General features: G+C 27.7%; 24 protein-coding genes. 17 read left to right on the top strand and 7 right to left on the bottom strand.

Annotated features, from left to right (window positions below; genetic code table 11):
• Positions 1-15 precede the first annotated feature (15 nt).
• The 7 genes from ACA135_RS01570 to ACA135_RS01540 all read right to left on the bottom strand — a co-directional run bounded on the left by ACA135_RS01570 (position 16) and on the right by ACA135_RS01540 (position 4,899).
• Positions 16-567 carry a 2-oxoacid:ferredoxin oxidoreductase subunit gamma gene (locus tag ACA135_RS01570; protein ID WP_409198565.1) on the bottom strand — a complete coding sequence of 184 codons (552 nt, stop codon included), beginning with the start codon at positions 565-567 and terminating at the stop codon, positions 16-18.
• A 5-nt stretch (positions 568-572) separates the two neighbouring features.
• The gene (locus ACA135_RS01565; protein WP_409198564.1) at positions 573-1,433 is read right to left on the bottom strand and encodes a 2-oxoacid:ferredoxin oxidoreductase subunit beta; all 861 of its coding nucleotides are present in this window, start codon (positions 1,431-1,433) and stop codon (positions 573-575) included.
• Positions 1,434-1,436: 3 nt separating this feature from the next.
• Positions 1,437-2,570, bottom strand: a complete 1,134-nt coding sequence (locus tag ACA135_RS01560; protein WP_409198563.1) for a 2-oxoacid:acceptor oxidoreductase subunit alpha — start codon at positions 2,568-2,570, stop codon at positions 1,437-1,439.
• A gap of 1 nt (position 2,571) precedes the next feature.
• A complete protein-coding gene (locus tag ACA135_RS01555) occupies positions 2,572-2,778 on the bottom strand; it encodes a ferredoxin family protein (protein WP_409198562.1) in 207 nt (68 codons plus the stop codon).
• A gap of 227 nt (positions 2,779-3,005) precedes the next feature.
• On the bottom strand, positions 3,006-3,377 hold the full coding sequence (locus ACA135_RS01550; RefSeq protein WP_409198561.1) for a dihydroneopterin aldolase family protein: 372 nt from the start codon (positions 3,375-3,377) through the stop codon (positions 3,006-3,008).
• 39 nt (positions 3,378-3,416) lie between these two features.
• On the bottom strand, positions 3,417-4,151 hold the full coding sequence (locus ACA135_RS01545; RefSeq protein WP_409198560.1) for a class E sortase: 735 nt from the start codon (positions 4,149-4,151) through the stop codon (positions 3,417-3,419).
• A 40-nt stretch (positions 4,152-4,191) separates the two neighbouring features.
• Complete coding sequence (locus tag ACA135_RS01540) at positions 4,192-4,899, bottom strand: archaetidylserine synthase (protein WP_409198559.1); 708 nt, start codon at positions 4,897-4,899, stop codon at positions 4,192-4,194.
• 415 nt (positions 4,900-5,314) lie between these two features.
• On the opposite strand from ACA135_RS01540, the gene ACA135_RS01535 reads away from it, so the two are divergent.
• From ACA135_RS01535 to ACA135_RS01455, 17 genes are all read left to right on the top strand, one after another.
• Positions 5,315-5,944 (top strand): hypothetical protein, encoded by a 630-nt coding sequence (locus tag ACA135_RS01535; RefSeq protein WP_409199064.1) that lies wholly within the window; start codon positions 5,315-5,317, stop codon positions 5,942-5,944.
• 2 nt (positions 5,945-5,946) lie between these two features.
• Complete coding sequence (locus tag ACA135_RS01530) at positions 5,947-7,020, top strand: rod shape-determining protein (protein WP_409198558.1); 1,074 nt, start codon at positions 5,947-5,949, stop codon at positions 7,018-7,020.
• 197 nt (positions 7,021-7,217) lie between these two features.
• Positions 7,218-7,847, top strand: a complete 630-nt coding sequence (gene rnhB / locus ACA135_RS01525; RefSeq protein WP_409198557.1) for a ribonuclease HII — start codon at positions 7,218-7,220, stop codon at positions 7,845-7,847.
• Positions 7,848-7,999: 152 nt separating this feature from the next.
• Entirely contained in the window at positions 8,000-9,364 is a 1,365-nt protein-coding gene (locus tag ACA135_RS01520) for an FAD-dependent oxidoreductase (RefSeq protein WP_409198556.1), read from the top strand.
• Positions 9,365-9,524: 160 nt separating this feature from the next.
• Positions 9,525-10,364: a MotA/TolQ/ExbB proton channel family protein gene (locus ACA135_RS01515; RefSeq protein ID WP_409198555.1), complete on the top strand. Its 840-nt coding sequence runs from the start codon at positions 9,525-9,527 to the stop codon at positions 10,362-10,364.
• An 86-nt stretch (positions 10,365-10,450) separates the two neighbouring features.
• On the top strand, positions 10,451-10,861 hold the full coding sequence (locus ACA135_RS01510) for an ExbD/TolR family protein (protein ID WP_409198554.1): 411 nt from the start codon (positions 10,451-10,453) through the stop codon (positions 10,859-10,861).
• Between the two features lie 43 nt (positions 10,862-10,904).
• Positions 10,905-11,531, top strand: a complete 627-nt coding sequence (locus tag ACA135_RS01505; RefSeq protein WP_409198553.1) for an IMP cyclohydrolase — start codon at positions 10,905-10,907, stop codon at positions 11,529-11,531.
• 151 nt (positions 11,532-11,682) lie between these two features.
• Positions 11,683-12,447 carry a coenzyme F420-0:L-glutamate ligase gene (locus ACA135_RS01500; RefSeq protein ID WP_409198552.1) on the top strand — a complete coding sequence of 255 codons (765 nt, stop codon included), beginning with the start codon at positions 11,683-11,685 and terminating at the stop codon, positions 12,445-12,447.
• A 28-nt stretch (positions 12,448-12,475) separates the two neighbouring features.
• Positions 12,476-13,231 (top strand): DAPG hydrolase family protein, encoded by a 756-nt coding sequence (locus ACA135_RS01495; protein ID WP_409198551.1) that lies wholly within the window; start codon positions 12,476-12,478, stop codon positions 13,229-13,231.
• A 5-nt stretch (positions 13,232-13,236) separates the two neighbouring features.
• On the top strand, positions 13,237-13,707 hold the full coding sequence (locus tag ACA135_RS01490) for a hypothetical protein (RefSeq protein WP_409198550.1): 471 nt from the start codon (positions 13,237-13,239) through the stop codon (positions 13,705-13,707).
• Positions 13,708-13,749: 42 nt separating this feature from the next.
• Positions 13,750-14,652: a 2-phospho-L-lactate transferase gene (gene cofD / locus ACA135_RS01485; RefSeq protein WP_409199063.1), complete on the top strand. Its 903-nt coding sequence runs from the start codon at positions 13,750-13,752 to the stop codon at positions 14,650-14,652.
• A gap of 115 nt (positions 14,653-14,767) precedes the next feature.
• On the top strand, positions 14,768-15,535 hold the full coding sequence (locus ACA135_RS01480; RefSeq protein ID WP_409198549.1) for a GTP cyclohydrolase III: 768 nt from the start codon (positions 14,768-14,770) through the stop codon (positions 15,533-15,535).
• A 175-nt stretch (positions 15,536-15,710) separates the two neighbouring features.
• Positions 15,711-16,418, top strand: a complete 708-nt coding sequence (locus ACA135_RS01475; RefSeq protein ID WP_409199062.1) for an MJ0144 family RNA dihydrouridine synthase-like protein — start codon at positions 15,711-15,713, stop codon at positions 16,416-16,418.
• Positions 16,419-16,520: 102 nt separating this feature from the next.
• Positions 16,521-16,916, top strand: a complete 396-nt coding sequence (locus ACA135_RS01470) for a DUF134 domain-containing protein (protein ID WP_409198548.1) — start codon at positions 16,521-16,523, stop codon at positions 16,914-16,916.
• Between the two features lie 60 nt (positions 16,917-16,976).
• Positions 16,977-17,276, top strand: a complete 300-nt coding sequence (locus ACA135_RS01465) for a hypothetical protein (protein WP_409198547.1) — start codon at positions 16,977-16,979, stop codon at positions 17,274-17,276.
• 168 nt (positions 17,277-17,444) lie between these two features.
• Positions 17,445-19,046 carry a methyl coenzyme M reductase system, component A2 gene (gene atwA / locus ACA135_RS01460; RefSeq protein ID WP_409198546.1) on the top strand — a complete coding sequence of 534 codons (1,602 nt, stop codon included), beginning with the start codon at positions 17,445-17,447 and terminating at the stop codon, positions 19,044-19,046.
• 232 nt (positions 19,047-19,278) lie between these two features.
• Positions 19,279-19,761: a methanogenesis marker 9 domain-containing protein gene (locus ACA135_RS01455; RefSeq protein WP_409198545.1), complete on the top strand. Its 483-nt coding sequence runs from the start codon at positions 19,279-19,281 to the stop codon at positions 19,759-19,761.
• Positions 19,762-19,839 lie beyond the last annotated feature (78 nt).

Here is a 19,839-nt window from a genome sequence, read left to right as displayed (position 1 = left end):
TACTATTTATTTAAATTAAATCAGATTATATCCTGCTTCGAATGCATCTTGGTTTTTCTTTTCAGTTCCCTTAGGAACACTAGATAATATAGCTTTTAATGCAGCATCTTTAGAAATTATTTTTGTAGCTTTAACTATCGCACCAACCATAACAATATTCGCAACGACTCTTAAACCTATATCATTAACAGCTGTTTCTGTTGCAGGTGCTTTGAATAATTTTATATTATGGTCTTTGATAAATTTTACAAGTACAGGATCATTTTCTTCAACCATATCGGGATCTATAATTAATATTCCATTATCTTTTAAATCATCCAAATATTTTATTAAAGCAGTATGTGACATTGCAACAAGGATATCTGGTTCTTGAACTTTAGGATAATAAATTTCATCATCACTAATTACAACTTCAGTTTTTGATGCTCCTCCTCTAGCTTCAGGACCATATGATTGTGTTTGAACTGCATTTATATTATCGTATAATGCTGCTGCTTTACCTACAATGATTCCAGCCATTATAACTCCTTGACCACCAAATCCAGCAATTCTTATTTCGGTTCTCATATTAATCATAACTCCTCATATGCTGTTCGTTTTTTATATGGTTTTTTAGAAGTTTCTTCATCTAATTCTTGAACATTATCTGTGAATTCAGGTTCTTGTCTATTGATAAATTCTCCAATGATGATTTTATCTTCAATTTCTTCAGGATCCATTTTGTCTGCTTTTCTTTTATTTATACTATTTTCTTTTAAGTATTCAAACATTGCAGTTGCAGTTTTCATTTTATTTTTTCTTCCATAGTATGTTGGACATTGTGTAACTACTTCAATGAATGCAAATCCATTAGTATTTAATCCTTTTTTAATTGAATTAACTAATTGGAGAGGATTTGTTGATGTCCATCTAGCTACATAAGATGCTCCTGCAGCAACTACTAATTCGGATAAGTTAAATGGAACATCTTTAGAACCGTAAGGTGCTGTAGTTCCATAACTTCCTTTTGGTGAGGTTGGACTGATTTGTCCTCCAGTCATTCCATAAATATTATTATTAACACAAATTACAGTTAAGTTAATATTACGTCTTGCAGCATGAATTAAATGGTTTCCTCCTATGGATGCACCATCCCCATCACCAGTGAATACTATAACATCTAAATCTGGATTTCCTACTTTTAATCCTGTAGCAAATGGTAATGCTCTTCCATGTGTTGTGTGTAATGAATCACATTTCACATAACCTGGTATTCTAGATGAACATCCGATTCCTGAAACCATAGCAATATTTTCAAAATCAATATCAGTACCTTCTAATGCTTTAAAGAAAGCATTCATAACCATACCATTACCACAGCCTGGACAGAATATGTGAGGAAGTCTATCTTCTCTTAAATATTTTAAAAATGGACTTTGTTTTTCTTCAACCATTATTTATACCCCCTTGATTTCTTTAATCTTTGTTAAGATTTCATCAGGTTTGTGGAGTTCTCCTCCAATTTTTCCAAATAAATGAACATTTGCATCAGATTTAGCTACTCTTTCTACTTCATGGACCATTTGTCCGAGATTTTGTTCAAGTACTAATAAATCATCTGCTTGTTTTGCTATTTTTTCAAGCTCTTCATCTGGGAAAGGCCATGGTGTGTTGATTTTTAATGAACCTACTTTAAGACCTTCTTCTCTTGCTTGATTAACTGCTGTTTTTGCAGATCTGTATGGTGAACCATAAGTTATTACTACTAAATCAGCATCATCACAATCTTCTTCTTTAAAAGATACAATATCTTCTCGGTTTTTTAATATTTTATTACATAATCTTTTTACAAGTTGTGAGTGTGTTTTTGGATTATTTGTATCTGGGTATCCTCTTTCATCATGTGTTAATCCGGTAATTGCTACGTTATATCCATCTCCAAATGCTGGCATTTTTGGTGTGCCGTTTTTTGGAGCTTTAAATGGTAGGTAATCTTCTGGAGGTTCTTCAGGCATTTGGCGAGTTTGAACATTAATATCATCAGGTATTGACATTTTTTCTCTCATGTGTCCTACTGCTTCATCTGACATTACAAATACTGGGCATCTGTATTTTTCAGCTAAATTGAATGCTTCTATTGTGAAGTCAAAGAATTCTTGTACTGATGATGGTGCTAATGCGATTGGTTCATAATCTCCATGTGATCCCCATCTTACTTGCATCATATCTGATTGACTAGACATTGTTGGTTGACCTGTGGAAGGTGAACCTCTTTGCACATTTATGATTACAATTGGAGTTTCTGTAATGAATGCATAACCAATGTTTTCTTGCATTAATGAGATTCCTGGTCCTGATGTTGCTGTCATTGATTTAACACCACTCCATGATGCTCCAACTAGTGCTCCTGCTGATGCTATTTCATCTTCCATTTGTACAAATGCACCATCCACTTTAGGTAATTCTCTTGCTAATGCTTCTGCTATTTCTGTTGAAGGAGTTATTGGGTATCCTGCAAAGAATCGGCATCCTGCGTAGATTGCACCTTTAGCACAGGCTTCATTTCCTAATAAGAAATATTCTTGAGACATTTTAGTCCTCCTTTTTATCTACAGCAATTGCTTGATCTGGACATGAAAGTTCACATAAGCCACATACATTACATTTTTCTTCATTTTTTGGGAAAGGTAAATAAACATCTTTTGAGTTTTTTTCTTTAGATTTCTCAAAAACATCTTTAGGGCATGTAATTATGCAAATGTCACATCCTTTACATAATTTTGAGTTTATATATATCATAAAATCGTCCTGAAATAAATTTTTTTTTAATTATCTTAATTTAATCTTATAAGAATTTTTTTTAAATTTCTAACTAATATTGATTTATTAATTAGACAAACACTTTATTATATAGATTTAATAATTAATAAAATTTATTAAAAAAAAAGAATTGAAAAGAAGTGAATTTTTATTTTAATAAGTATTTTAATTTGTTATATTTAGTATTTTATTGATTATTTATACTTTTATTCAAATATATCTTCAACATACATTAAAGGATAGTTTAATTCCTCTATAAATTCAATACGGATTACTGCTAAAATATCCTCAATTTTAGAGTATACTTTAATGTCTAACATGTCACCATTAAGTGTAGTATAATCAAAATCTGTCATTGATTCATCTAATTTTGATAAATCTATTTTAACATCTATTTTTTCTATAGCAGGTTGTAATTCTAATGATTGTTTGATTGCATTTTCTAAACTAGGTGCTGTTGCTTTACTTATAGGAGTTCCTACAAATTGGTGGAATAATGCACCCATTGTGATTGCCCCTTCAAATATTGCTCTTTCTCTAGTGGTTATATTATTAAAATATTCTTCATTTACATCCATTATGTTTATTCTCCTTTTTTTTATTAAAACATACATTTTTTAGAAATTATAAAAACTATTTAACCATCCTAATTTATTAGCCATAATCTGTGAAGATATGGGAAAGAAATTATAATAAAATAATATTGCAGATAAAATTAATATAAGAATTAATATAATCATACGATATTCTTTAGGATAGAAATATGTGAATAATAATCCTAATGCTAAAAATATTATACATATATACAATCCATAATCTTTTTGTGGATTTTCTTTTAATATTGTATGATTTAATTCACCTACACTTGTTAAATCTCCTGAGACTATTAATCTTTCACTTGTTGATCCAATAGGATTACATGTTATTAAATCTATTTTTTGCAAAGTATTGCTGACTTGCATCTTATATGATGCTGGAACTATTTTTGTTGAATTTACAGTATAGTTTGCTTCACCTATACCAGGCCAATCTAAAGTGATAATGTCTCCAGGTTTTAATTCATTTAACCTTAAGAATGGTGAACCTTGAAGTGTCCTATGTCCAAATAATATTACTTCACCATGAGTTGGAGTGTTAGATTGTTCTTCTTTATAGACTCCTTGAGATATAGAAACATTATTAATTTTTTCTTGAACACCTAATTGTGGAATTGTTAATACTGGAGATTCTATATTTCTTTCTATAACTATTTTTGAAGAAAAATAAGTTACCTCTGTAAATGCATACATAGCAAGGATGATTAATGCTATGATAACGATTAATGTTTTAATATCTAATTTATTATTTAACATTTGTTTAATGATTCCTTTTTTAGAAATTTATCCCATTTAATTATTCTATTGTGTTACTTAGATTATAATAAAGAAATATTATTAAATAGATTAATACAATTATGAATAAAATTAATGCAGGGATATTAATATTGAATAATGCTAATTTTAAGGGTGTTAAGATTATTAATATTACTGCAATTGCGATTATAGGATAATTATCCACTTTTGGATATTTGAAATTACTTACCATTAATGTAGCAACAATAATCATTAAAATATATGCAATCCATATGTTGAATAATCCTGTTAAATATAATGCTGTTAGTAATAATGCAATTCCTGGTATGGGGAAACCTATAAATCCTTTATATTCAATTTTATCTCCAATTACATTGAACCGTGCTAATCTTAAAACTCCGCATAGTACCATGTATAAACATATTATAATTGTTAAAACTTCAAGATTTGGTGCTAGTTTCATTCCTAATGTGTATAATAGTACTGCTGGAGCAACACCAAATGAAACTATGTCTGCTAGAGAATCTATATTTTTACCAAATCCTAAATCATCATGAAAACCTAATTTTCTTGCAACCCATCCATCAACACTATCAAAAATTATTGCAATGATAATAAAAAATGCTGATAATGAGAAATAATTATTTATTGCCATTAAAATTCCTAAAAATCCGAATATCATATTTAATGATGAAATTAAATCAGGTATTCTGATAAAATTAAAAATTCCAGTTTCTTGTAATTGCATTTTATCTTTTAACCTCTAGAGTAATTATATAACCCTACCCTTTTTTTAAAATATTATTTAAGTTTTTTATATACACAGATTTCTTTAAACTTTTATAAAAATTTTTTTAAAATTTTATATAGTAATGTAACTTAATAATATATATAATGTAGAAATTTTTTTAATTAAATTAAATTTTTAAAACTTTTTTTATATATTAATATATTAAATATAAATATTAGTAAAATATAGATAATTATTAAATGTTAGCACTATAAATTTAATTTTTATTAAATCGTTTAGAATTTGTTATATTGCCTAAAAATAGTGTAACATATTTAAAAAATTAGTATAACCTTATATTTTTAAATAAATAAAATATGCTTAATTTAATAGGGTTAGCATTCGAAAAAGAATGTTTTATGATGTGTATATAATGATAGAAGATAAAATTCAGATTCTCAGACAAGCTGCAAAAGTTTCATCTGAAGAAGATGTTGAAAAAGTATGGTGTGTTATAGCTGGAAATGATAAACTAGTTAATGACATAGTATACACAGCAATTGCATCTAAAAAAACTGTTAAAATTCTATTTAGAGAACATATCTCATTTACTGAAGGTAAAATTAATAAAAAATTTGATTTTATAATTTTAAAAGGAGATTCCTATAAAATTAGAGAAATCAGCAAAATATCCAAAGAAAAAGGCAGCGCATCTATTGTAATTGCCCCTTACTATATTGAAAATGAAGAAAATTTAATGACATTAGTAGGTCCTGAAGATAGAATAAAAAAATTTGTTAATGATACTGGAAGAGAAAATGCACCCATTTCAATTTTATTAGAAGATCAAACTACAGGGTTTATAGAAACTGAATTAAATATTTCAAAAGATATACCCAAATTTTTACAGAATATCGTAACTCCTCTATTCAATATGGATGAAGCAGTGTTAAATACAATTCTCATTTCAATTGAACATACAGAGGATGTCGCTAAAATTCAAAAAATCGCTACATCAAATAAAATTTTTGTTATAGACTTTAAAGACATTATGGAGGAATAACCGTGAGTATTTTTGGAGATACCGAGGTACAAGAATCAGAACCAAAAAAAACAATAGTTAAAAATAGCTTAGGAATAGATTTAGGAACTTTAAATACAGTGATTGCAAAACCATCTGGAGACAAATTTGATTTATATCAAATCCCTTCCGTTGTTGCTGTTAAAAAAGATGATCCAACAGCAGTTTTATCTGTAGGAGAAGAAGCAAAAAGAATGTTAGGCAGAACTCCTGAAGATATTACCGCAGTAAGACCATTAAAAAAAGGAGTTATTGAAAATATAGCTCAAGCTCAAGCTTTATTAATTAAAGCCATGGAAATTGGTATTAAAGATGGTGAAAGTGTTGGAAGAATCGTTATTGGAATTCCAGGAGATTCATCTGAAGTAGAAAAAAATGCTGCTGAAGAAATTGGTAGAAAAGCAGGAGCAGAATATGTTTTAGTTATCAGTGAAGGATTAGCTGCAGCAATAGGTGCAGGATTACCTATAGCAGAACCTAATGGAACAATGGTTATTGATATTGGTGCTGGTTCAAGTGATTTAGTTGTTATTTCTCTTGGAGGAATTAATGATATTGAAACCGTCCGTTGGGGTGGAGACGATATTGATGCAAGAATTGTTGAATTAGTTGCAGAAAAATTCAATGTTGCAATAAGTATCCATGATGCTGAAGCTGCAAAAATTGAAGTTGGTATGGTTCATTGTAGTGAAGAAATGGAAAACTTAAGTGTGGAAATCATTGGAAAAGCAATGGATACTAACAGACCTAAAAAAGTAGTTATTGATTCAATGTTAGTTGCAGATGCAGCTGAACCAATAATGATTGAAGTAATGAATGGATTACAACTCATATTAGAAAGATTACCTCCTGAATTAATGATGGGAATCTATTCAAATACTGTTGCTGTAGGTGGAACTTCCAGATTACGTGGAGTTAAAGAAAGAATATTTGATGAAGTAGAAATACCAATCAAAATATCCGATGACCCAATGACTGTTGTTGCAAAAGGAACTGCAATCGTAGCTGCAGAACCATTAGCTTTAGAACCAGAAGTACGTCTTAAAGCTATGAGATAAATTTCTCCTATAAACACGGGAAAAACTCAATAAAAGAAATTTGAATTCATTGAAAGATATATAAAACATAATCTTTTAATGAATAAACAAATTTTTTTTTAACTATTTTTTAAATTCTTTATATAAATCTTAAAAAAATAATAATAATTTTTATTTTTTAGAAAAAATTTTGTTTAAATGTTTGGTTATAGATAATTATGAATATTCTAGGATTAGATGAAGCTGGAAGAGGCCCTGTATTAGGCCCTATGATAGTAGCAGGTATTGTGATTCCTGAAGAAAAAACAAAAATATTAGAACGAATGGGTGTTAAGGATTCTAAAAAATTAACTCCTAAAAGAAGAACTACTCTTGCTCGTAAATTAGTGAAAATGTTTGAGTATGAAACTGTTGAGATAACTGCAATGGATATTGATAATTTACGATCTAAAGATGTGAATTTAAATGAAATTGAAAAAATTGCTATGATTAAAATTATTGAAAATTTGAAACCAGATGCTGTTATTATAGATTCATTAGATGTTAAACCTAAACGATTAGAAAATGAAATTAAAAGCATAGTTGAATGTGATAATATTACAGCAGAACATAAAGCAGATGATAATTATTATCAAGTAGCTGCAGCTTCAATTATAGCTAAATGTACTAGGGATAAAATTATTAAAGATATTAATGAAGATTATATTCAAATGGGTGGGATTGGTTCAGGTTACCCTAGTGATCCTAAAACTAAAGATTTTTTAACTAATTTTACATATGATGAAATGCCTTATTTTGTACGTAAAAGTTGGAATACTGTACAAAAAATGAGAAGTGTTAGATATTAAATTTTTAACTTCTTTAATTACATACTTTTTTTTAAATTATTCGTTATTTTCCTAAACAATATTTTTTATTACAACATTTTAAATAAAGATAAATATTATTAAATCACTAATTAAATTATTGAATATGAATTTATTTTTGAGGTGAATATATAATGAAACATTTTCAAAATATTGTTATTGGATTTGGAAAAGGTGGTAAAACACTTTCAGCATATTTAGGTTCTAAAGGTGAAAGTGTTGCGATGATTGAAAAATCAGACCAAATGTATGGTGGAACTTGTATTAATGTTGGTTGTATTCCATCAAAATCTTTAGTGACTAGTAGTTTAAAATTAAAAGGTAAAGATTTAAATTTAGATGAAAAAAAGAAGTTTTATAAAGAAGCAATTCTTGAAAAAAGAAGATTAACTGGTATGCTTCGTGAAAAAAACTTTAATATGTTAGATAAAAATGAAAATATTACTGTTTTTAATGGTTTTGGAAGTTTTATAAATGAAAATCAGGTACAAATAAAAACCAATGATGAAACTTTTAATATTGAAGGAGATAGAATCTTTATTAATACAGGATCTAGTTCTGTAAAACCTCCTATTGAAGGGATAGATAATAATCCTTATGTTTATTTCAGTGATAGCTTAATGGATCTTGATGAGTTTCCAGAAAGATTAGTTATTGTTGGTGGTGGATATATTGGTTTAGAATTTGCTTCTATGTATTCAAATTTTGGATCTAAAGTTACTATTATTCAACATGGACCTTTGTTTTTAAAACGTGACGATAGAGATGTTGCAGATGAGATTGAATCTATTTTTAAGAATAAAGGTATTGATATTATTTTTAATGCTGAAATCGAATCTATTATTAATAAAGATGATGAAGCTGTGATTAATTATACTATTGATGATGTTAAGAATAGTTTTTGTGCTGATGCTGTTTTAATTGCTACTGGTAGAAAAGCTAATACTGTAGGGTTGAATCTAGATCTTGCAGGTGTTGAAACTACTAAACGTGGTGCGGTTAAAACAGATGATAATTTACAAACATCTACTCCTAATATTTGGGCTATGGGTGATGTTGTAGGTGGTCTTCAATTTACTTATATATCTCTTGATGATTTCCGTATTGTGAAAAATCAACTTGAAGGTAAAATGGATTATAATTTATCTAATCGTAAGAATGTTCCATTTAGTGTTTTTATTGATCCTTGTTTTTCTAGAGTTGGTTTAACTGAAAAAGAAGCTATTGATAAAGGTTTTAATGTAAAAATATCTAAAATGCCTGCTGCAGGTATTCCTAAGGCACAAGTTCTTAAAAATCCTGTTGGCTTATTAAAAGCTATTATTGATGAGGATTCTAATAAGATTTTAGGTGCTGAGTTAATTTGTGAGGAATCTTTTGAAGTGATTAATATTATTAAATTAGCTATGGATTTAGATTTAGATTATACTTTACTTAAAAATCAAGTTTTCACCCATCCTACTATGAGTGAATCTTTAAATGATTTGTTTAATATTTAATTAATTTTTTTAAAATTTTTCTTTTACTTTTTTTTAATTTTTTTAAAAATAAATATATATTACTTTAAATAAAACTACAGTTATTATTAAGTGAATATTTTTTATTATATTATTTAATAATTTTTATACATAATTTTATAAAATAATTAAAGAGGAAAACATGTTGATTGAAGCATTAACTGGCGGTATTAATGGTATTATTGAAATGTTTCAAGATGGTGGAATTATTACCTACATTATTACTTTTTTAGGTATTTGGGGTTTATTAATTTCATTACAGAAAGTATTCTATTTAAGACGTATTAGTAAAGTTGATGCTACTGAAATTATGGGTACTGTAACTGTTTCTATGGAAAAAGGTGGAGCTATTGAAGCTCTTAAAAATATTAGCCATTACAAGAATCCAGTATCTAGAATTATATCCGAAGCTTTAAAAATCGGTTATAAAAATAAAACCGAAGTCGAAGAAAGTATGGAACAGATTTTTATTGTTGAAGTTAGTAAAATGACTAAGAATCTTAGTACTCTTAAAACTATTATTGAAATTGCTCCTTTTTTAGGATTGATTGGTACAGTTTTAGGTATTTGGATGACTTTTAAAAGTTTAGGTGTAAATGTTAGTAGTACTACTATGGCTCAGGGAATCTATGTTGCATTAATTACAACTATTGCAGGATTAGCTGTAGCTATTCTTTTAATACCAATAAATACTTATATTAAAGGTTTGATTGATGAAGAAATGGATAAAATTGAATTAGCTACTAAAATGACTAATTGGAGTTATGCTGTAGTTAAAATTAGGGTTTATGAAAAAATGCCTTGTGTTATTGAAGCTTTACAAGAAGCTGAAGGTATTGTTAGTGTTAGAGAAATTTCAGAACCTTATTCTAATGTCCAAATTTCATTTAAACCTAGTATGCTAGAAAAAAGTATTAGTAATATTATTTTGGAAAAATGTGATGTTAAATCTGAAATAACTGAAAGTAAACTTAAACAATGAATTTATGAAATTTTAAAAGCTTGGGAGAATTTATTTTCAATTCTTTTTAGTTTTTCAAATTTTTTTATGTATATGAGGAAAATAAAATGGCAATTGATATTAAGAAACATAAAGAAAAACTTAAAAATGATGAGCCTGAAATCAAATTAGTGCCATTTATAGACATTTTATTTACTTTATTAATTTTTATAGTTGTAACTAGTAGTTTTGGTGCTGCTGATGTGAGCCATCAAGACAACGGAGGTACAGGTAAACCAAATATAACTGATAGTTCAGGGAATAATGAATATTATATGATTCCTGTAGCTGGTTTGCAAAAAGTTACTGTTAATGGTATTGATATGTCTGACCAAATTAAGGATAATGCTATTGGTGTTCAAGCTCAAGTTATGGATCAGGGTAGAATAGATATTAACCCTCAAGATAAATCGATTACGATTAAGATACCATCGGGTATGGATCCTAATAAGGCAGTTCGTAGCCCTGAAACGGGTTAAATAAATTTTTTTTTATAATATTTTTTTTTGAGGTTGATAAAAAATGTATTTAGGTAGAATTTTATCTGTAGGTATGAGTACAGATGGTAAACCTTTTGTAGCTTATAGAGTTTCTAGTAGATCTTTTCCAAATAGACAAGCTAAAAAAGGTGAAGATGAAGCTGCAATAATTCCAAAAGAAGGTTTTGAAACCGATATATTTAAAAATACTTATATTGCATATAATTGTATTAAAATTGTTGGTGATACTGCAATAGTTTCTAATGGTTCACATACTGATGTTATTGCAGATAAAATTAGTTTAGGAATGAGTATTAAAGATGCTTTAGGTTACTCTCTGTTAACTATGGATTATGAGAAAGATGATTATAATACTCCTAGAATTGCTGCTGTAATTAATTGTGCATGTAGTGAAAATGATTATGAGTGTTATGTTGGAATTGTTACTGATGAGAAATTATTAGTTGAAAAAGTAGGTTTTGGTGAAGCTGTATTTATATCTACATATGAATGCAATAATCCTGAAATTGTTAAATTCAGTGCTGAAAATGCTGATGAAGCGGCTCAACTAATATTTGATGGTGGAGCATTTGAAGAATTTGAAAAACCCGTAACATCTGCAGCTAGTGTGTATGATGGAAAATGGGATATTTCTGTTTTAACTCCATAATTTTAATAAGAATTTTTATTTTTTTTCTATTTTTTTTATTTATTTATTTTTTACTTATTTTTTTATTTTTTAAATTAAATTTTAAGCTTTTTAAATGTAATTTTTTCATAAAACAATAAATTTTTATATTATTAAACATTATTTTATTAACATGACACTCGAATTAATTGGACTTGAAGGAATTCCTTTAGTAAAAAAAGGGGATAATATAACTAAATTAATTTTAAAAGCTTTAGAAGAACAAAATATTGAACTTGAAGATAGTGATATTTTGTTAATTGCTGAAACTATGGTTTCTAAGGCAGAGGGTAATATTATAAATTTAGGAGATATTTTACCATCTGATGATGCTATTATTATAGCTAAAAAAACTCAAAAAGATTCTAAATTAGTTGAAGCAATTATTCAAGAGTCAAGAGAAGTTGTAGCGGTTGGTCCTGATTTTATTATAACTGAGACTAAGGACGGTTTTGTGTGTGCTAATTCTGGAATTGATGAATCAAATGTTGATGAAGGTTTAGCTACACCAATGCCTAAAAATGCTGATAAGTCTGCTAGAGATTTAAGAGAAGCCTTAGAAGATGTTACTGGTAAAGAATTAGCTGTTATTATTACTGATACTCAAGGTAGAGCCTTCCGTGTTGGTGCTATTGGAACTGCTATAGGTTGTTCTGGTATTAATCCTCTTTGGAAACGAAAAGGTGAAAAAGATTTATATGGTAGAGAATTGAAATCTTCTGAAATTGCAACAGCTGATGAATTAGCTGCAGCTGCATCATTAATCCAAGGGCAAGCTGATGAAGGTTTACCTGTTGTTATTGTTCGTGGATTTACTGGTTTTAATTTATTAAGAAATAAGGACAGTAATATTAATCCTTTATTATTACCTAAACAATATGATGTATTTAGAAAATAAAGAATAAAATTTTTAAGAAGATGAGTTTATGGTTGAGAATGTAATTGATCAAATGTTTGAAATCCCATTACCTAAGTTAAGTAAAGAAATTAGACAAAAGATTAATAAAGCTTCAGATATCACTACAATATCTAAGAGTAATATTAATCAATTAATTTTGAATGAAGATGTTCAAAATGAAACTGGTTATAAATGCTTAGATGATGGTACTTATCTACTTTCAATGACCTTAAACTTTCCGAATCTTACAGTTGATATGATTGAATGGTGGTTTTGGTGGTACTCACAAAGTAGTACATATTACAGATTATGGTATCCTGGTTACCATTCAAGTATTATTAATTTAGATGATAAATTATATAAAGGAAAATTTCACGGTTTTGAACCATGCACTCATCATGTTACAGAAGATTTTGGTAAAGGTAATGTGACATTAGCTATTAAATTTCAAAATCCATGGATATTTGGATTTGATAAAACATTATTTAAAGATAATAATATTGGTACTGTTTTTTGTGCAACCATAGGTACTATTGGTGGAGTAATTGGCCATAGTAAAATGGTTCATGTAATTAAGGAGAAAGATGAAGGTATTCAAATTATTAGTCGTTTTTGGATTGGAGATAATATTCCAAGATTAATAAAAAGAAGATTACTTAATGAGGATACTGCTTATTTAATAAGTAAACATTATTTTATAGAATATACTAGACTTAATGAGATTTTACCTCCATTATATGATACATACCGAGAAAAATTCTATAAAATAGATATTGGAGAATAACTAGAATGGGTTCTATTGTTAAATATGAATGTGAAAATTGTGGTTTTAAATTTACTGATAAATCATTGATTTTTTATTTAAATGAAGATAAAGATGAAATAGTTGAAGAAAGTTTAACTATGAAGACTTCTAAGAAAATGGATAATTCTGAATTAGCAGGATATCTATATGTTGGATACTGTAAAAATTGTGATAATTTTATTAAAACTTATGTTCCAGAAATTAATAACACTAATTTAAATGAAAAAGAAATTTATAATTTAATACCTGATCTTATAGGTAATGATTTAAAATTTAATAAGATTTTAACTTTTGATTTTAATAAAACAAGTTTCCAACATAGAAGAAAAATTTTATTAGAAAATAATTGTCCTAATTGTGATAATCAAATGGCTCTTTTAATTGATGATTTACATCCATGTCCTCAATGTGGAGAAGAATCTGTTAATGCGATTGAAACTATAAATATTAAATAAAAAAAAATATTTACTATTTTTTTTATAGAGGCTATTTAAATGATAATTACTATACTTTCTGGAGGTACAGGAACTCCAAAATTAATTCAAGGTTTGAAAAATATTGTTGATGCTGAGGATATTAATATAATTGTTAATACTGTTGAAAATGATTATTTTTCTGGAGTTTATGTTTCTGCAGATATTGATACTGTGCTTTATACGCTTTCAGATATTATTAATGAAGATTTGTGGTATGGGATTAAGGATGATACTTTTATAACTAATGAACGTCTTAGTGAAATAGGTTCTCCTGAGTTATTGAGAATTGGGGATAAAGATCGGAGTACTAAAATTCAAAAAACATTATTATTAAAAGATTATAGTTTAACTGAAGCTGTTGATATTCAAAGAAAAGGTTTAAATATTAAATCTAAAGTTTATCCTATGAGTGATGAAGATTCTGAAATAAAAATTTTAACTGATAAAGGTGAAATGGAATTTCATGATTTTTTAATTAAAGAGCAGATGAAACCTGAAGTTTTAGATGTGATTTATAGTAATGTTAAACCTGCTCCTGAAATTATTAATACTATACAGAATTCAGATATTGTGATTATAGGCCCATCTAATCCTATTACTAGTATTTTACCTATTTTAAAGTTAGATGGAGTTATAGATGCTTTGAAAAGTACTTATGTTGTTGGGGTTTCTCCTATTGTTGGTGGTTCTGCGGTTAGTGGTCCTGCAAATAAGTTTATGAATGCTTTAGGTTATGAAACTAGTTCTTATGGTATTGCATCTATTTATAAAAGTTTTCTTAATAAGATGGTTATTGATTTAAAAGATGAGAATTTAAAGAGTGAAATTGGAAAGATTATTCCAGAAGTAACAGTGACTAATACTATTATGAAAACTATGGAAGATAAAAAAAATTTAGCTAAAAATTGTTTAAAAAAGATTTGATTTTTTAATTTCTTTAAAAAGACTTAAATTTTTTTTTAAATTTATTTAAAATATAATGAAAAGTTTTTATACTATTTAGTTAAAATCTATATATTAATAATATAGGTGAAATTATATGATACAAATGACATTGATACAAATTGATAACTATGGTCCTTGGACAGTTACTCCTCGCCCACGTAATGAATCTGACCTTCAAATTTTACAATCTGAATTATTTGCTGATGTGCAAAGACAATTTGCTATGAAGAAAGGTTTAGTGTTCTTTACTAGATTTGATAATATGCTAGCCATTACTAATGGTTTAGATACTGAAGATCATTTAAGAATTCAAAGATCTATTCGTAATAGATACCCAATTACAATAAGTATGGGTGTGGGTGCTGCTGAAACACCTCATGAAGCTCAAAAATTAGCAACAATTGCTTTACAGAATAAAGGTGGAGCTCAACAAAAAGAAAGAAAGGAAATTTTAGCTGTTGATTCTTTAGCTGAAAATAGTGAAAATTATGTTCAAGTTGCCCATGTGGATATTAATAGTGTGACTGAAACTTTAACTGATATTGAGTCTGCTTTTGATACTAGTTTTATGGTTAATAAGGCACAGCATTATTTAATGAGTAAGTTAATTAAAAAAGGCGGTTTAGTGTTCTTTATTGGTGGAGATAACTTTATGTGCCCATGTAATGGTATGAGTGCTGAGGAAATTGAAGAAACTTTAAAAGAATTATATGATGAGATCGGTATTGGTTTAAAAGCAGGTATTGGAAAAGGTAATAATGCTGAAGATGCTGCTTATATGGCAGATATTGGTTTAGAAAATATTCGTGAATGCAACAATGAGAAATGGATTGACATTGTTGAAAAAGAATATAAAGATTAAATTTATTTAAATTTAATGTATTTCACCTATAAAAAAAGAAATTCCGTATATTAAAAACCATCCATTTTTTTTTAATTATTCTTTTTTTATTAAGTTTTTATTGAATTTTCCTTTTTTTTAAATTATTTTTTTATAAATGAGAGATTGATTTTTTATGATAAAAGTGATAGCTCCTATGGCTGGAATAAGTGATGGAAATTTTTTATTAAAGTTAATTCCTTATGGATTTAATGTTGCTACTTTAGGAGGTTTTAATATTGATGAATCTTCTATTGATGCTGGTAAAAAAATTATTTCTAGAGGTAGGAAAGAGTTTGATTTAGAAATGTCTAATGTTTTTTCTTTTATTAAAGATGAATCTGAGTTGATTCGTGAAAATTCTGATGTTTTAATTTCTTGTAATGTTCGTTCTGTTAATCCTGAGAATGTTATTAAAGTTAGTGAATTAGATTCTGTTGATATTGTTGAGATTAATTGTCATTGTAGACAAAAAGAGTTAACTAGTATTGGTTGTGGGCAAAGTATGTTAAAACGTTCTGATTTATCAGATTATATTGTTAGTGTTGTTGATAATGCTAGTTCTAAGGTTTCTGTTAAGATTCGTGCTAATGTTAATGGTGTTGATACTTTGAGTATTGCTAAATTGGTTGATGAATCTGGTGCTGATTTTCTTCATGTGGATGCTATGAATCCTGGTGTTGCTAATGCTGATTTGGATTTGATTCGTAGAATTTCAGGTGAAACTGATATTTGTTTGATTGGTAATAATTCTATTAATTCACTTGAGCGTGCTGAGGATATGGTTAGTGCTGGTGCTGATGGTGTTTCTTTAGCTAGGGCTTGTATGAATGGTAAATTAGATTTTGATTTATCATCTTTGTAATTTTTTCTGTTTTTATTTATGTTTATAGTAAGTTTTATAAAGGTGTTATGAATATATATTCATAATATATAATAAAAAATTATATTATAAAGGTTGAAAATTATGGTTAGACCAAAAATCAAACGTCAAATAAGTAAAAATCCTGAACAAAGGTGCTTCAATCAAAACAATAATAATTTACCAGCTATAAAAATGGTAGCTGATGAATATGAAGCAATTAGATTAAAGGATTACCATAATTTTAATCAAAAAGAATCTGCAGAATTAATGAACATCTCCCAGTCAACTTTCCATAGAATACTGAATTCTGCTAGAAAAAAAATTGCTAAATCCTTAATTGAAGGGAGAAAAATCAATATAATTGAAACTGATAATATTAACGAACCAAATACTTATCATTGCAAAAAATGTGGATTTCAATGGAACAACAATAATAAAAAGTACACTGAATGTCCAGATTGCAAATCTAAAGATATTGAATTATTAATAGAGGAATAAAAAAAAATTTCAAATAATGTTCTAAAAGATTAAGGTAAAAAAAATAGGACGTGTAAAAAAATGGATGAACATGAAGTTTACCATTGCCAAAATTGTGGATTAGAATGGAAAAATAATAATAAAAAGTACACTGAATGTCCAGAATGTAAATCTGATAAAATCATACTCTTAAAAAATGATACATTGAATAAAAGAAGATCTTTTGGAGGAGAAGGTAGAGGTATTGGAATTCCTCCTTCTTCTTGTAAATGTCCTAAATGTGGATATGAAATCCCTAAAATTAAGGGTGAACCTTGTAAAAATACTAAATGCCCTAAATGTGGAACTCCTATGCATGGTAGTGGAAGATGTATTAATTAAATTAAAAATATTAAATCTGTTATAAAATAAGATAATAAATATTATAAATAAGAAATATAAAATCTAATATATAAGAATTTTATAAATTTACGATTATTAATCAAAAAAGGAATAATATTCATTATAAAATAAATTAAAAAAAGGAACAAAAAAATTAAAGGTGAACGAATGTCTTTTATTACATTTAAAAACATAGGAAAAACATTTAATGATGTCCCCGTTCTTAAAAACATAAACTTAGAAATTGATGAAGGAGAAACTTTAGGAATATTAGGTAGAAGTGGTAGTGGAAAATCTGTTTTAATCAGTATGTTAAGAGGTACAAAAGAATATGAACCAGATGAAGGTCAAATAATATTCCATGTTGCAATGTGTAAAGAATGTATGCATGTTGAAGCACCCTCTAAAATTGGTAAAAAATGTTCATGTGGTGGAGAATATGAAGAAAAAACCATTGACTTTTGGCATGCTGAAAGATTAGAATTTGCTGCTATTAAAAGAAGAATAGCTATAATGCTTCAAAGAAATTTCGCATTATACGATGAAGAAACTGTAATCGATAATGTTCTTAAAGCTATGGGTGATGAAGGTAAATATTTAGAAGAAAATATTTATAGAGCTTTAGAACTCTTAGATATGGTTCAAATGAGCCACCGTGTAACTCATGTAGCTCGTGATTTAAGTGGAGGAGAAAAGCAAAGAGTAGTTTTAGCTAGACAATTAGCGAAAAATCCAACTTTATTTTTAGCTGATGAACCTACAGGTACATTAGATCCTCAAACTGCTGACCGTTTACATGATACTCTTGAAAAAGAAATTAAAAATAAGAATATTACTATGGTTATTACTAGTCATTGGCCAGAAGTAATTAATACTTTAGCAGATAAAGTTATTTGGTTAGAAAAAGGTGAAATTAAAGAATGTGGAAAACCTGAAGAAGTTGTTGATAAATTTTTAGCTACTGTTCCTTTACCTAAAAAAGTTGAAAAACATGCACATGGTGGTCCTGAAATAGAAATTAAAAATATTAAGAAATATTATTATTCTATTGAAAGAGGAGTAGTTAAAGCTGATGATAACATTAATTTAAGTGTTAACCATGGGGAAATATTTGGAATTGTTGGATTAAGTGGTTCTGGAAAAACAACACTTACTCGTATGATATTAGGTTTAACTGATCCAAGTAGTGGTGAAATTAACATTAAACTTGGAGATGATTGGATTGATATGACTAAGGCAGGTCAATTTAATCGGGGAAGAGTGACTCCTTATATTGGATTACTTCACCAAGAATATTCCTTATATCCAAGTAGAACAATTCTTGGAAATTTAACTGATGCTATAAGTTTAGATTTACCTGGAGAATTTGCAAAAATAAAAGCTAGTCATGTTCTTGTTGCTGTTGGATTTGATGAAAGTACTGCAGGAAATATTTTAGAAAAATATCCTGATGAATTAAGTGTAGGGGAAAAACATCGTGTAGCACTTGCACAAGTTCTTATTAAAGAGCCAAATATTATTATTTTAGATGAACCAACTGGTACTATGGATCCAATTACAAGAGTTATTGTAACTGACTCTATTCTTCGAGCAAGAGATGAATTTGATCAAACATTCTTAATAGTATCCCACGATATGGATTTCGTATTAGATGTTTGTGATCGTGCTACTCTTATGAGAGGCGGAAAAGTTTTAGAAACTGGAAAACCTGAAGAAATCGTTTCATCATTAACAGTTAAAGAGAAAGAAGACATGTTAAAAGACGAATAATAATTTATCATACTTTTAATTCTTTTTTTACATTTTTTTTAAATAAAACCGTTTACATTATATACTTTAAAAATCATATTATTAGAATAAAAATATTAGTTTTATATAGAATTAAATTTTATATAGATATACTAATTAAAATGTAATTATGTCTTAATTTTAGGCATTCTTTTAATAGTGAAAAACTAATTAAATATAAAATTTTAATAAAATAAATTTAAGGAGTAATAATATGGGTTGGGATGACGCACCATCACATATATGTCGAGGGGGAGATGTTAGAGGATTAGCATTTTGCTGTCCTCCAGTTAAACCATGTCCTGTGATGAATGCTTTAAGAGAAGTAGGAATAACACCACAAGAATATATAAAAATTAAAGAAGATTTCGCTAAAAACACTAGATTGGGCGAAGGTGCTGGAACTTGTTTTGGTTCATTAGTTTGGTGTTGTAAAACATCTAAACCTTGTCCTTTAAGAGATATGGTATTGCGAAATATTAACATGAGTCCAGATGAATATTTAACTTTGAAAAAAGAATTATCCGAAGCATTAGTTGGTAATACAGAAGATGATTGTGAAGAAAATATTAATGCTCTTGTTGATGCATTCGAAATATCTGAAACTGAAGCTAATAAAGTTTTAACTGATTGTAATAATGATTTGCATATGGCTATTAAGTTACTTAGAGTTAAAGCTTTAGAAAATGGAAAATAAAATTTATATGTTTTATTTATTTTTTATGAATTTTTTTTATTAAAAAAATTCTACTAATTTTTTATTTTTTTTATGAAA

The organism is Methanobrevibacter acididurans (assembly GCF_046197875.1).
Classification (GTDB): Archaea; Methanobacteriota; Methanobacteria; order Methanobacteriales; family Methanobacteriaceae; genus Methanobrevibacter_A; species Methanobrevibacter_A acididurans.
Note: the sequence above shows the minus strand (reverse complement) of the source record. Positions and strands in the feature narration are given on the sequence as shown.